At 70.7% G+C, this 13,505-nt stretch carries 13 protein-coding genes; all 13 read right to left on the bottom strand.

The window, feature by feature from the left end; genetic code table 11:
• Nucleotides 1–42: 42 nt before the first annotated feature.
• A complete protein-coding gene (locus tag ACZ7DL_RS22810) occupies nt 43–921 on the bottom strand; it encodes an amino acid ABC transporter permease (protein ID WP_470776429.1) in 879 nt (292 codons plus the stop codon).
• Nucleotides 918–1,562 (bottom strand): amino acid ABC transporter permease, encoded by a 645-nt coding sequence (locus ACZ7DL_RS22815; RefSeq protein ID WP_470776431.1) that lies wholly within the window; start codon nt 1,560–1,562, stop codon nt 918–920. The genes ACZ7DL_RS22810 and ACZ7DL_RS22815 overlap by 4 nt, the downstream gene beginning before the upstream one ends.
• Nucleotides 1,563–1,573: 11 nt before the next feature.
• Nucleotides 1,574–2,485, bottom strand: a complete 912-nt coding sequence (locus ACZ7DL_RS22820) for a glutamate ABC transporter substrate-binding protein (RefSeq protein ID WP_470776433.1) — start codon at nt 2,483–2,485, stop codon at nt 1,574–1,576.
• Between the two features lie 18 nt (nt 2,486–2,503).
• Nucleotides 2,504–3,247 (bottom strand): amino acid ABC transporter ATP-binding protein, encoded by a 744-nt coding sequence (locus tag ACZ7DL_RS22825; protein WP_470776435.1) that lies wholly within the window; start codon nt 3,245–3,247, stop codon nt 2,504–2,506.
• A gap of 138 nt (nt 3,248–3,385) precedes the next feature.
• The gene (locus ACZ7DL_RS22830) at nt 3,386–3,805 is read right to left on the bottom strand and encodes a DUF6278 family protein (RefSeq protein ID WP_470776436.1); all 420 of its coding nucleotides are present in this window, start codon (nt 3,803–3,805) and stop codon (nt 3,386–3,388) included.
• 15 nt (nt 3,806–3,820) lie between these two features.
• Entirely contained in the window at nt 3,821–4,600 is a 780-nt protein-coding gene (locus ACZ7DL_RS22835; protein WP_470776437.1) for an exodeoxyribonuclease III, read from the bottom strand.
• Between the two features lie 41 nt (nt 4,601–4,641).
• The gene (locus ACZ7DL_RS22840; RefSeq protein ID WP_470776440.1) at nt 4,642–5,277 is read right to left on the bottom strand and encodes an MBL fold metallo-hydrolase; all 636 of its coding nucleotides are present in this window, start codon (nt 5,275–5,277) and stop codon (nt 4,642–4,644) included.
• Between the two features lie 39 nt (nt 5,278–5,316).
• A complete protein-coding gene (pcaDC, locus tag ACZ7DL_RS22845; RefSeq protein ID WP_470776442.1) occupies nt 5,317–6,651 on the bottom strand; it encodes a bifunctional 3-oxoadipate enol-lactonase/4-carboxymuconolactone decarboxylase PcaDC in 1,335 nt (444 codons plus the stop codon).
• Nucleotides 6,652–6,654: 3 nt separating this feature from the next.
• The gene (locus ACZ7DL_RS22850; RefSeq protein WP_470776444.1) at nt 6,655–7,266 is read right to left on the bottom strand and encodes a transposase; all 612 of its coding nucleotides are present in this window, start codon (nt 7,264–7,266) and stop codon (nt 6,655–6,657) included.
• Nucleotides 7,267–7,803: 537 nt separating this feature from the next.
• On the bottom strand, nt 7,804–8,763 hold the full coding sequence (locus ACZ7DL_RS22855; RefSeq protein ID WP_470776446.1) for an L-tyrosine/L-tryptophan isonitrile synthase family protein: 960 nt from the start codon (nt 8,761–8,763) through the stop codon (nt 7,804–7,806).
• A gap of 149 nt (nt 8,764–8,912) precedes the next feature.
• A complete protein-coding gene (locus tag ACZ7DL_RS22860; RefSeq protein ID WP_470776448.1) occupies nt 8,913–10,175 on the bottom strand; it encodes a cytochrome P450 family protein in 1,263 nt (420 codons plus the stop codon).
• 11 nt (nt 10,176–10,186) lie between these two features.
• A complete protein-coding gene (gene asnB / locus ACZ7DL_RS22865) occupies nt 10,187–12,013 on the bottom strand; it encodes an asparagine synthase (glutamine-hydrolyzing) (RefSeq protein WP_470776450.1) in 1,827 nt (608 codons plus the stop codon).
• A 17-nt stretch (nt 12,014–12,030) separates the two neighbouring features.
• The gene (locus ACZ7DL_RS22870; protein ID WP_470776452.1) at nt 12,031–13,446 is read right to left on the bottom strand and encodes an MFS transporter; all 1,416 of its coding nucleotides are present in this window, start codon (nt 13,444–13,446) and stop codon (nt 12,031–12,033) included.
• Nucleotides 13,447–13,505: the final 59 nt, after the last annotated feature.

Here is a 13,505-nt window from a genome sequence, read left to right on the forward strand (position 1 = left end):
CTGCCGCCGGACGAGCCTGGCCCGTGTGAACTGCCGCCCCCCTTACGGTTTCGGGGCCATGGGGGGCTCCCCACCTGGCAGCAGCGCCCCAGGGCCGGCCGTGGCGACCGCCACGGCCTCGGTCTTGGGGCTGCGCTGCTCACGGCGGGACACCCAGCCGGCGAACCACGAGAGCAGCATGCACATCCCGATGTAGATCGGCGAGATCACCATCACCACAGGGATGAACGGCAAATCGTAGTCGAGGTTGGAGGCGATGAGTTTCCCGGCATGGAGGAACTCCTCGTAGGTGATGAGAAAGCCCAGGGAGGTGTCCTTCAGCGCGACCACCAGTTGGCTGATGATGGCGGGCAGCATGGCGCGTACCGCCTGCGGTACGAGGACGTGCGCCATGACCTGGGTCTTGCGCATGCCGAGCGCGAACGCGGCCTCGTGCTGGCCGCGTTCGACGGCGTTGATGCCGGAGCGGAACACCTCGGCGAGCACCGAGCCGTTGTAGAGGGTGAGTCCGGCGACCAGCGCGGGCAGCGGCTGCACCTTCAGCGCCACGAAGATGAAGAAGATCATCACCAGGACCGGCATGGCGCGGAAGAACTCCACGACGAGGGTGGCCGCCCAGCGCACCGGCCGGTGGTCCGAAAGCCGTCCGGTGGCCAGCACCCCGCCGAGGGCGAGCGAGAGGACGGCCGCGAACGCGAACGCCTTCAGGGTGTTGCCGAGGCCGCGCAGCAGCAGTTCCTGGATGCCCTGGTACGCGAAGGGCATCCACTTGGTGTGCGTGAACTGGCCGGAGTCGAAGAGCAGATACAGGATCCAGGCGACGAGCGCGAGGAGGGCGACCGTGGCGAGGACGCCGTAGAGGGCGTGCCGTCGCCGGGTGCGCGGGCCCGGGACGTCGTAGAGCGCGGTGGCCTCGGTCATCGGGCGACTCCGGACTTCCGTTCCAGCGCGCGGAACAGGGCGCTGATGGCGAGCGTGATGATCAGGTAGCCGACGGCGATCCAGACGAACGTCCAGACGATGTTGTAGCCGAGTTCATTGATCGTCTTGTACGTGCCGAGCAGTTCGGTCACGCTGAACGCGCCTGCGATCGCCGAGTTCTTGGCCAGTGCGATGAGGGTCGAGCCGACGGGCGGGATCACGGACCGGAACGCCTGGGGCAGCACCACCAGCGACAGGGTCTGCCCGAAGGTCATCCCGAGACTGCGGGCCGCCTCGCCCTGGCCCTTGTGCACGGTGTTGATACCGGAGCGCAGCGCCTCGCAGATGAACGCCGAGGTGTAGCAGCCGAGGGCGAGGACGGCGAAGACCTTGAAGGGCAGTACGAGTCCGAACCGGGGCAGTCCGAGCAGCACCGCGAAGAACAGCAGAGTGAGCGGGGTGTTGCGCAGGACGGTGACCCAGGCCGTGCCGAAGGCTCGCAGGGAGGCGACGGGGGCGACCCGGAAGGAGGCCATCAGGAAGCCCAGGGCGAGGGCCAGCAGGGAGGAGTAGGCGGTCAGTTGCACCGTGCCGAGGAAGCCCTCCCAGTAGGTCGGGAAGTTGTCCGTGAGTACGTTCATGCCGTCCTCGCTCAGCTCGCCGGGTAGCGGTCGATGGCGGGCGGGTGGGGTGCGGGCACGCCCGAGAGGCCGAGCGTGGCGTCGTACGCCTTCTTCCAGTCGCCGTTCTCCTCGCGTGCCCGGAGTGCGTCGTCGAGGGCGAAGCGCAGGGCGTTGTCGGTGCGCGGAACGCCGATGCCGTACGGCTCCTCGGAGAAGGGCTTGCCGACGACCTTGAGTTCGTCGGGGACCTTGGCCGCGTAGCCGATCAGGATGGCGTCGTCGGTGGTGACCGCGTCGACCTGGTAGGTGAGGAGGTTGTCGACGCAGACCGAGTAGGTGTCGTAGGCGACCAGGATCGCCTCGGGGTAGTCGGTCTTCATGCGCTGGTACGGCGTCGAGCCGGCCGCCGAGCAGACGCGTTTGCCGGCGAGGTCCCGCGGGCCGTGGATGTCGTTCTCGTCCTTGCGGACCAGGAGCGACTGGCCGGCCATGTAGTAGGGGCCGGCGAAGCCGACGAGTTTCTTCCGGTTGTCGTTGATCGTGTAGGTGCCGACGTAGTAGTCGATCTGCCCGTTCTGCAGGGCGGTCTCGCGGTTGGCGGAGGCGATCGTGCGGAAGTGGATCGTCTTCGGCGGGAAGCCGAGGGAGGCGGACATCATCTTGGCGATCTCGATGTCGAATCCGGAGTAGGTGCCGGTGGCCGGGTCCCGCTCGCCGAGGTAGGGCTGGTCCTCCTTGGCGCCGACGACGAAGTAGCCGCGCTTCTTCGCCCGGGCCCAGGTCCGGGATGCGGGGAGGGTGACGTTCTGGGCGACGTGATAGTGCGGGAGTTGCTCGGGCGCCGGGCCCTTGCTCGGCGGGCTGCCCGCCTTGCCGCAGGCGGCGGCCAGCAGCGGAAGGAGAACGCACAGGGCGCGGGGCACACGGGTGATACGGAACACGGGTCGCACTCCCCCGGGTCAGTGCTTGAGGATCTTTGAGAGGAAGTCCTTGGCGCGGTCGCTGCTCGGGTTCGTGAAGAACTGCTCCGGGCTGCGGTCCTCGACGATGCGGCCGTCGGCCATGAAGACGACGCGGTTGGCGGAGGCGCGGGCGAAGCCCATCTCGTGGGTGACGACGATCATGGTCATGCCGTCCCGGGCGAGCTGCCGCATGACCTCCAGCACCTCGTTGATCATCTCGGGGTCGAGGGCGGAGGTGGGCTCGTCGAAGAGCATCGCCTTGGGTTCCATGGCGAGCGCGCGGGCGATGGCGACGCGCTGCTGCTGGCCGCCGGAGAGCTGGGCGGGGTACTTGGCCGCCTGGTTCAGCAGGCCGACCCGGTCGAGGAGTTCGCGGGAGCGGCGGTCGGCGTCGTCCCTGTTCTTCCTGCGGACCTTGACCTGGGCGAGGGAGACGTTCTGGAGGACCGTCTTGTGGGCGAAGAGATTGAAGGACTGGAAGACCATGCCGACCTCGGCGCGGAGCCGGGCAAGGGCCTTGCCCTCCTCGGGCAGCGGCCGCCCGTCGAGCGCGATGGTGCCGGACTGGATGGTCTCCAGCCGGTTGATCGTCCTGCACAACGTCGACTTGCCCGACCCCGACGGGCCGATGACCACGACCACCTCGCCCTTGCCGACGGTCAGGTCGATGTCCCTCAGAACATGCAGCTCTCCGTAGTACTTGTTGACGTTCCGCAGTTCGATCAACGGATCGACGGCCATCCGCAGCCCTACTCACTCTCAGCTGTGTCGTGGTTGCCGCAACCTATCCAGACGGCAGCGGAGTTGACGACCGACACGCACTTTTCGGGCATTAGCCGTATTTACGTCATTCGGGTGGGCTCCGGGGGCCCGGCCGGGTCAGTTCTCGGCGATCTCGGCATACAGCTGGGACAGCTCGGGGACACCGCTCGCGGCCCACTCCTGCCCGGCCGGCACCACCTCGACCGCCCGGCCGGAGGCGAGCCGTACGACGGGCTCGCCGTCGGACCGGATCTGCCAGGCGGCGCCGGGCACGGTGCGCACCATGACCGTGCCCAGATACAGCCCGGCGTCATGTCCCAGCCAGGGCAGCGTCTCGGCGTCGTCCCGCCAGCGCGGGACCATCTGGTCCAGGGCCTCCAGGGAAGCCGGGGTGTCGTCGAGGCGTACCCCGGCCCGGGCCGCCTGCGAGCGGAGCAGCTCGCACTCGGACAGCAGCGCGGCGACCGCCTCGGGGTCGGCGGGGAGCGCCGTGTCACCGTTCTTCTTGTGCCGGGGGCCCAGGAACGGAAGGTGCATGGACCCAGCGTGGCATCAGACGTCCAGGTCGACCACCACCGGCGCGTGGTCGGAGGCACCCTTGCCCTTGCGCTCCTCGCGGTCGACGTAGGCGTCCTTGACGGCCTTGGCGAACGGTTCGTTGCCGTACACCAGGTCGATGCGCATGCCCCGGTTCTTCGGGAAGCAGAGCTGGCGGTAGTCCCAGTACGTGAACGGGTGCTCGTACTTCAGCGGGCGCGGCACGACGTCGCCCAGGCCCGCCTCGCGCAGGGTGGCGAGCGCGGCGCGCTCGGCCGGGGTGACGTGGGTGGAGCCCACGAAGGCGGCGGGGTCGAAGACGTCGTCGTCCGTCGGCGCGACGTTGTAGTCACCCAGCACGGCGAACGGGCGGCTGCCCTGCGCGTCGCCGTAGACGGCCGCCTTCAGGGCCTCGAACCACTGGAGCTTGTACGCGTAGTGCGGGTGGTCGACCTCGCGGCCGTTCGGCACGTACACCGACCAGACGCGGACCGGGCCGCAGGTCGCCGAGATGGCGCGCGGCTCGGTCACGCCGTCGTAGCCCGGGTCGCCGGGCAGGCCCTTGACCACGTCCTCGATACCGACGCGGGAGAGCACCGCCACGCCGTTCCACCGGCCGGTCGCGTGGACCGCCGCCTCGTAGCCCAGCTCGCGCAGCTGGTCGAACGGGAACTGCTCCTCGGCGATCTTGGCCTCCTGGAGGCAGAGCACGTCGGTGCCGCTGCTCTCCAGCCAGGCCAGCAGCCGGGGAAGGCGGGCGGTGATCGAGTTCACGTTCCAGGTAGCGATGCGCATGTCTCACAACCTACCTGGCGGGTGTGACACCCGGTCCCGGCTCACAGGTCGGCATGGGCCCCCGGCGCCAGCCGCTGGTGGTCCGTGCCGCCCAGACGGCCGATGTGGCCGTCGTAGATGGGGCGGGCGAGGTCGGTGAGCAGGGCGTCGTGGACGTCGTACGCACGCTGCGGCTTCAGCTCGCGGACGTACTCGATCACCTCGGCGATCTTGTTCCAGGGCGCCATCACCGGGAGCATGAGCGTCTCCACCGCGTGGTCCGGGACGGTGAGGGCGTCGCCGGGGTGGAAGATCTTCCCGCCGTCGATCAGATAGCCGACGTTGGTGACGCGCGGGATGTCCGGGTGGATCACCGCGTGCAGCTCGCCGTGGACCTGTACGTCGAAACCGGCGGCGGTGAAGGTGTCGCCGTGGCCGACGGTGTGCACGCGGCCCGGGAAGGCCGCCGCGATCCGGTCGGCGACCGCCTTCAGGGTCCAGATCCCGGCGGCCGGATTCGCCTCCAGCGCGGCCCGCAGCCGGCCCTCGTCGAAGTGGTCCGGGTGCTCGTGCGTGACCAGGATCGCGTCCGCGCCGACCGCCGCGTCCTCCTCGGAGAACCCGCCCGGGTCGATGACGAGCGTCCTCCCCTCCTTGTCGAGCCGGACGCAGGCGTGGGACTTCTTCGTGAGCTTCATGTCTCCCCATCCTGCCGCGTACCGCCGCGCTGCGCGGCACTACTCCGCGGGTGTGGTCTCCTCCTTGACGACCTGCTGAGCCACGCGGAACGCGCTGTTGGCGGCCGGGATGCCGCAGTAGACGGCCGCCTGGAGCAGCACTTCCTTGATCTCGTCCGGGGTCAGCCCGTTGCGCAGGGCCGCCCGGGTGTGCAACGCCAGCTCCTCCTGGTGGCCGCCCACGACCAGCGCGGTGAGCGTGATGCAGCTGCGGGTACGGCGGTCCAGGCCGGGCCGGTCCCAGATCTCGCCCCAGGCATAGCGGGTGAGGAACTCCTGGAAGTCCCCGGAGAACTCGTCGGCCTGCGCCAGCGCCCGGTCCACATGCGCGTCGCCGAGGACCTCGCGCCGGACCTTCAGCCCGGTCTCGTACCGGTCGGGCGGTCCGGCGGGCTGAGCGGGTACGGCCGCCGGGGCGATCTCGGCGACCGGCGCGGCATGCGGGGGCGCGGCCTGCGGGGGTACGGCCTGCGGGGGTACGGCCTGCGGGGGTACGGCCGGGACCGGGACGGCCGGGGCGCCCGGCAGGGCGGTCTGCCCGGTGTCGAAGGGCTGCTGCCAGGCGGTGGAGAAGTGGTGCACGAGCAGGTCGGTGACGGCGGCCGGCTGCTCGACCGGCACCAGGTGGGAGGCGCCGGGGACAACCGCGAGCCGGGCGTCCGGGATGCCGGCGACCAGGGTACGGGCCTCGGCGGGGCCGGTGACCTGGTCGTCCGAGCCGACCAGCACCAGCGTGGGTACGCCAGCCCGGCCCAGCTCGGACCGGACGTCGAACGCGGCGAGGGCCTCGCAGGCGGCGATGTAGCAGCCGGGGTCGGTGGTGCGGACCATCTGCACCGCCCACTCGGTGATCGCGGGCTGCGCGGCGGCGAACCCGCCGGTGAACCAGCGGTCGGGCGCGGTCCGGGCGATCGGCTCCAGCCCGTTGGTCCGGACGACCACGCCGCGCTGGCGGAACTCGTCGGCGGTACCGAACCGGGGGGAGGCCGCGACCAGGACGAGCGAGGCGACCCGTTCGGGGTGGCGCAGGGCCAGCTCGATGCCGATCGCGCCGCCCAGCGCACAGCCCGCGTAGCCGAACCGCTGCACGCCGAGCGCGTCCAGCGTGGCCAGCAGACGGGCGGACAGCTCGGCGACCGAACTGGCCGGGTGGGCGGGGGCGCCGCCGTGGCCGGGCAGGTCGAAGCGGAAGACCCGCCACTGCTTGATCAGTTCCGGCACCTGGCGGTCCCACATGTGCCATGTGGTACCCAGTGAGGGACCCAGGATGAGGACCGGAGCGTCTTCTGGCCCGTCAAAGCGGTATTGGAGGGTGTTCGGGGGTGTCTCACTCACGCGTCAGACCATCTCACGTCTCACGACCGCCCCTATGACGGGGGCACGACTGTACGGGGCTGACCAGGTGGAAGACCTCCCGGGCAGCGTAGCGTTCGAGGCATCGGACGATTTCGCGTCGGTCCTGCCCTCCTTGCTGCGGCGTTCGTAGTAGTCCTGGGTGCGCGGGTCGACGCGCAGGCGGGTCTGCACGATCCAGTGCAGGGCCGCGTTCGCTTGCCGGTCGCCGCCGCGGTTGAGGCGACGGTACTGCCGACTGCCCGAGGAACGCTCGACAGGGCTGACCCCGCACAGCGCGGCGAAGGACGCCTCACTGTCCAGGCGTTCCGGGTTGTCCCCCACCGTGATCAGCAACGTGACCGCTGTGTCCGGGCCGTTCCCCACCACGCCGAGCAGCTGCGGCGCACGGCATTCCACGAGCCGGGCAAGACGAGTCTCCACGTCCCGGATCTGCTCGGAGAGCTGGCCGATCCGATGAGCCAGCCAACCCACCGTGATCCGAGTGGCCTGCAGCACCGACTCCTCACCGGCCTCCTCGTGACCGCTCACGTCCGCGAACCGCGCGCAGGTGCGGAAGAGTCCGGCATTGCCCAGTCCGGCCAGCTCCTCCCGCAAGGCGGGGAGCACAGGCCCGCCCGCTCAGCACAGCTCGCGCAGCATTCCGGGCATCGAGCGGATCCGATTTACCGCGCCGACGACGATCCGGCCCGATGGCGTATCGCGTTGCCGGTACCGGACCGCGTCGGACGGTCAGAATCGTGAGGACGCCACAACTATCGACAGGCCCCTATCGGGACACAGCCCGCCAGCCCGGCACCGGCAACGCACCATCCCCGACCAACAGCCGACACCGTGTGATCGAGACGCTTCGGTCAGAAATATCATGAGTCAGACCATGGGCCCGGGACAGCACTGTGCAACCGTCGCATTGATCCGGACACAACCGCATGACTCGATCACTGCCGGATGGCTTCGCTCGAACCGGTGCTCAACCTGGTCCGGACGGGCTGACACTGCGTGGACTTTTCGTCCACTCACGGCCTTGACGGGCAGCCGTGTGGCCCGCCTTACCGGCTGTCCTTCATCGCCCACGGCACGAACGGCCTCGAACGCGGCCGGGGCCACCCCCGTCCGGGTCACGTCGGTGCATCCTCACTGAGCCCCAGGCAGGCAAGCCGCCCGGTTCTGGTCGAAGTGACTGTCTCTGCCGCCTTGCCGCACCAGTCGACCCATCCGGGCGGCTTCGGCTACGGGCATGAGAGTCCACCTACCGTCGCCACGGCGCAAGGCGGCGGAGTGCCAGGGGGTCGTCCAGGCGTCGGAGGCGTCGAGGAGGCGGATGCCGAATTTCGGGGCGCCGACGGGTTGGGGGTGGATGGAGAGGCGTACGGCACGGGGGTGGTGTTCGGCGATCAGGGTGCCCCAGGCGCGACTGCGTTGGATGACGCCGTAGGCCCGTTGTCGGCAGGCGCGTTGGAGGGCGGAGCGGGTTCCGGCCCAGTCGGCGGTGTCCTCGACGAGGAAGCGGGTGATGCCCCGGTACAGGGCGAGGGCCTGGTCGTCGGCGCGGGTCTCGGCGCGGAGGGCCTCCAGAGTGGGGGCGTAGCGCTCGTGGATGTGGGTGCGTTTCGTGTCGTGGGGGAGGTCGCCGAGGACATCGCGGAGATCGAAGACGGACAGTCTGTGCAGGCCCATCCGGCCTATCTGTATGCGCAGGTCGTCGGCGTAGGCATCGATGTGGTCGTCAGGGACGCCGATGAGGTCGCCGAAGACGTGGCCGTCGGAGCAGATGATCACGCGGGCGCCGGGCGGGTAGATCCGCTCGATCTCGGTGCACAGGGTGTTCAGGAAGGCCAGGGAAAGGCGTTCGCCCTGGTCAGGGAGGTGGCCGAGGACCTTGGCCGGGTTGGGGGACTTGCAGGGGAAGCCGGGCAGCGTGAAGACGATGGGGCCGCCGTCGCGTACGAAGGCGGCGATGCGGCGCAGCTGATGCGGGAACGCTTCCGCTGGCGCGGGGGCGGGGTCGGTCGTGCGGTGGTGGGGCAGGAGCAGGTTCAGGATCTCGGTGGCGATGTTCGTGGGAAGGGTGTCCGGCGCGGTCGTCAGTGGCATGTCGTTCCTCCTGGGGTACAGGGCGTACGAGGGCACGTCGACATGGCGCCGTGGCGGGAGGGGAAGCCAGGCGCCTGGGGTCGGTGCGCGTGGGTTGGCTGGGGCCGGGTCGGCTGGTGTGGCCGGGCCCGGTCAGCGGTACGTCGGTGTCAGAGGCGGCGTTCGTAGCCGACGGGGAGGTGGTTGGTGCCGCGGCCGAGGACGGCCGGGATCCACTCGATGTCCTCGTCTCTGATGGCCAGATGGAGGCCGGGCAGGCGGGCGAGGAGGGTGCCGAGGGCGATCTTGATTTCGGCGCGGGCCAGGGCGGCGCCGGGGCAGAAGTGGATGCCGTGGCCGAAGGCGAGGTGCGGGTTGGGCGAGCGGTCGAGGTCCAGGGTGTCAGGAGCGGGGAAGCGGCGTGGGTCGCGGTTGGCGGCGCACAGGGAGACGATCACCGAGTCGCCGGCCGGGACCTCGGTGCCGTGCAGGTCGCTGTCCGTGGCGAAGAAGCGCCAGGTGGTGAGTTCGAAGGCGCTGTCGTAGCGGAGGAGTTCCTCGACGGCGCGGGGCAGCAGGTGCGGGTTGTCGCGCAGGCGGGCGAGCTCCTGCGGATTGCGGAACAGGGCGATCAGGGCGGTGGTGATCTGGTTGGTGACCGGCTCCTGGCCCGCGACGAGGAGCTGGAAGATCATCGAGTCCAGCTCCTCCTGGGACAGTTCGCGGCGGTCGCGGGCCACGACGAGGCGGCTGAGCAGGTCGTCTTCCCAGTGGTCGCGCTTGTGGGTCACGACGTCGGCGATGTAGCTCTGCAGGCCGTACAGGCGTGCCTCGTAGAGGGGGCGTCCAGGGTCGGTGGGGCCGACCGGCTGGACGACCTTGCCCCAGTCGCGGTCGAAGCGGGCCGCGAGTTCCCGCGGGAGGCCGATGACTTCGGCGAGGACCTGGAAGGGGAAGTGGGCGGCGAAGCCGGTGACGAGGTCCGCGGGGCCGTGCTCCGGCAGTGCGTCGACGAGGGCGTCGGCCAGTTCCTGGAAGCGCGGGCGGAGCTGCTCGACGCGGCGGGGGGTGAAGGCGTCCGTCACGAAGCGGCGCATCCGGGTGTGCTTGGGCGGGTCCTGATGGAGGAGGTGCACCTGGAGCTGGGAGTGCTGCGGCTCGGGCATGATCGAGGCGCGGGCTCGCCAGCGGTCGTTGCCGCGGTCGTGGTTCTTGCCGAGGCGGTCGTCGTTCAGCGCGGCGTGGGCGGCGTCGTAACCGGTGACGAGCCAGGCTCGGACGCCACTGGGGAAGAGGACCCGGTGGACGGGGCCGCCCTCGCGCATCTGCTCGTACAGGGGGTAGGGGTTGCTCTTGTAAGGGCAGCCCATCAGCGGTACCGGGTCGGGCAGGGTGTCCGGATCTTGGACTGGCTGCTGTTCCTGGAAGGTCATGGGGAGGCTCCTCAGAGGGCGATTTCGGGCCGGTGGTGGTCCAGCCAGAGGGAGAGGTCGACGACGCGTTCGAGGCGCAGGCGGTGGCCCCACTCCAGTCGGTCGGGCGGGGTGTCGAGGCAGGGCTTGATGCGGGTCTCGTCGGCGAGGGCGCGGACCTGTTCGGTGGCGAGCGCGTCGCGGGCCATTTGCTGCAGGCCGCGGTTGTAGTCGGGGTGGTGGGTGGCCGGGTAGTGGTTCTTGGGGCGGTGCAGAACCGAGTCCGGAGCGAGGCCGACGCCCATCGCGCGCAGCAGGCTCTTCTCCCGTCCGTCGAAGCTTTTCAGCGCCCAGGGCACGTTGAAGGCGTAGTCGACGAGCCGGTGGTCGCAGTAGGGGACGCGTACCTCCAGGCCCTGGGCCATGCTGAGGCGGTCCTTGCGGTGCAGGAGCTGGCGCAGCCAGCGGGTCAGGGACAGGTGCTGCATCTCGCGTTGACGGTGTTCGGCGGGGGTCTCGCCGTCGACGTGCGGTACGGCGGCCAGCGCGGTGCGGTAGGTGTCATCGCGGAACTCGCCCATGCGCAGGTCGAGTTCGGGGTTCAGCGGCATGGCGGCCTCGTCACCCGTCACCAGCAGCCACGGAAAGGTTTCCGCTGCCAGGGCCTTCGGGTTGTGGAACCAGGGGTAGCCGCCGAAGACCTCGTCGGCCGCCTCGCCGGAGAGGGCGACGGTGGAGTGCTTGCGGATCTCGCCGAACAGCAGGTACAGCGAGGTATCCATGTCTCCGACACCGATGGGTGAGTCGCGGGCCACGACGACGGCCCTGCGGTGCTCCGGGTCGAGCAGGGCGCGCGGGTCGAGGACGACGGTGCTGTGGTCGGTGCCGATGAAGGCGCCGGCCTCGGTGGCGTACGGGGTGTCGTGGCCGGTGCGCAGGACGTCGCCGGTGAACCGTTCCGTCTGGTCGCTGTAGTCGACGGCGTAGGAGCGGATGCGGGCGTCCGGGCCTTCGCTCGAGCGGAGTTCGTCGGCGAGCAGGGCGGTCAGGACGGTGGAGTCGATACCGCCGGAGAGGAGGCTGCACAGCGGGACGTCCGCTTCGAGCTGGCTGCGGGCCGCGCCGCCGACCAGGGCACGGATCTGCTCGATGGCCGTGTCTTGGTCGTCGGTGTGGTCGGTGGCCTCCAGCTGCCAGTAACGGCGTTCGCGGATGCCGGCCCCGTCCAGGACGAGCACGCCACCCGGCTCGACTTCCCTGACTCCGGACCACACCGTCGGACCGGTGTTGAACAGCAGGCTGTACGCCTCCCGCAGCCCGTCCGCGTCCAACCGCGGCCGGATCTCCGGGTGGGCGAACAGCGCCTTGGGCTCGGAGGCGAAGGCCAGGCCGCCGTCGACGGCGGCCCAGAACAGGGGCTTCACCCCGAGCCGGTCGCGGACCAGGAGCAGCCGCTGGGCGCGGTCGTCCCAGACGGCGAAGGCGAACATGCCCTGCAGGTGCTCGGCAACCGCCTCGCCCCACTCGGCGTACGCGCGCAGCACCACCTCGGTGTCGCTGCGCGTGTGGAACACATGGCCCCGGCCGCGCAGTTCGGTCCGCAGCGCGTGGTAATTGTAGACCTCGCCGCTGTAGCTGAGCACGATGGCCGGCCGGTCGGGCCGGTCGGTCATGGGCTGTACGCCGCCTTCGAGGTCGATGACGGCCAGTCGGCGGTGGCCGATCGCGGCCCGCTCGCCGAGCCAGACGCCTCCGGCGTCGGGGCCGCGCGGGGTGAGGGTGGCGGTCATGGCCTCGATGACCGGGGCCTGGGTGCGGGCGTCGCTGTGGAAGGACGCCCAGCCGGTGATTCCGCACATGGAAAACGACTCCTCGGTCAGTGTTGGTGGGCGGCGGGAGCCGCGTCGGTGGACGTCTCTTGCGCGAGCGCCGGCTTGCGTTCTCGCAGTGCGAGCAGGGGTACGGCGAGACAGGCGGCGGCTGCCGCCAGGGCCAGCCCGGCCGTTACACCGTTATCGCCGCCGGCCATGCCCCAGGCGGCGGTGGCCAGGGCCGGGCCGAGGGTGAAGCCGAGGCTGCGGGCCAGCTGTACGGAGGAGCCCACGGTCGCCGTGCGGTCCGCTGGGGCGGCGCCCAGGACGAGGGCCTGGGTGGGGCCGCCGTTCAGGCCCATGCCGAGGCCGGCCAGCGCCAGCCGCCAGGCCACGTCCACCGGTGACCAGTCGCTCCCCAGCGGAACGAGGAGGAGCAGACCGGCGGCGGTGAGTGCGGCGCCGATGACCGCCACCGGCCGGGCCCCGCACCGGTCGGCGAGGCGACCACCGAGCGGTCCGGCCAGCCCCATGCCGAGCGGGAAGGCGAGCACGGTCAGCCCGGTCGTGGTGGCGCTGACGCCGTCGTCGCGCTGGAGGTGCAGGGCGACGACGTAGTGCATCGCCGCGAACCCGGCCGCCAGCGCCAGCACCGCCGTGTGCGCCCGGAACAGCCCCGCCGCCCGCAGTACGCCGGCCACCGGACGGCCGCCCGGTCCCCGCAGCCACCACCACAACGGCGGTACGGCGGCAAGCGCGAGCACCAGCGCCCTTGGGCTTCCCGGCGCCAGGGTCAGCGCCAGCAGCAGGGCGGCCACCCCGGAACCGACCAGCAGCACATCCGCCGCCGACCGCCGGTCGGGCAAGCGCAGGCCCCCGTCCTTCGGCATCGCCCTCACCGCCACGACCAGAGCAAGTAGACAGAAGGGGATCTTGACCAGGAAGACGGCGCGCCAGCCCAGGTGGTCCAGCAGCAGTCCGCCCACCGCCGGGCCGGTCACGGCGCCCAGCGGGCCCAGCGTCGCGGGCACGCTCATGGCCCGCGCGCGCAGTTCCGGCCGTACCGAACGCAGGGCGAGAACCGGCATCAGCACGAAGAGCACGGCCCCGAACGCGCCCTGGGCGAGGCGGGCGGCGATCAGCCAGGACGCCCAGGGTGCGGCGGCCGCCAGCGCGCTGCACAGACCGAAGCCCGCGGTCGCGACCAGCAGGGCGGAGCGCATCCCGACCCCGTCCAGCCACCGGCCGGCAGGCAACAGCAGGGCGGCCACGGGCAGTTGATAACCCAGGACCGCCCACTGGGCGGTCGCGGCGGAGACCTGCAGACTGTCGGCGATGTCCGCCAGGGCCACGTTGACGATGTTCATGTCGAACATCGCCACGAACGACAGCAGGCCGGCCACCGCAACGAGCAGCCAGCGGTCCTCGCCGCCGACGGGTATGTGGCCGGGCTGTTCCGAACCGGGACTGTGGCCTGTCACCGTTGCCGCCCCTCACGGTCGTGGGTGGGCTGCCGGACGGCAGCCTCGTCCCACAAGTC

The sequence above is a fragment of the Streptomyces sp. NPDC036984 genome (assembly GCF_055607665.1).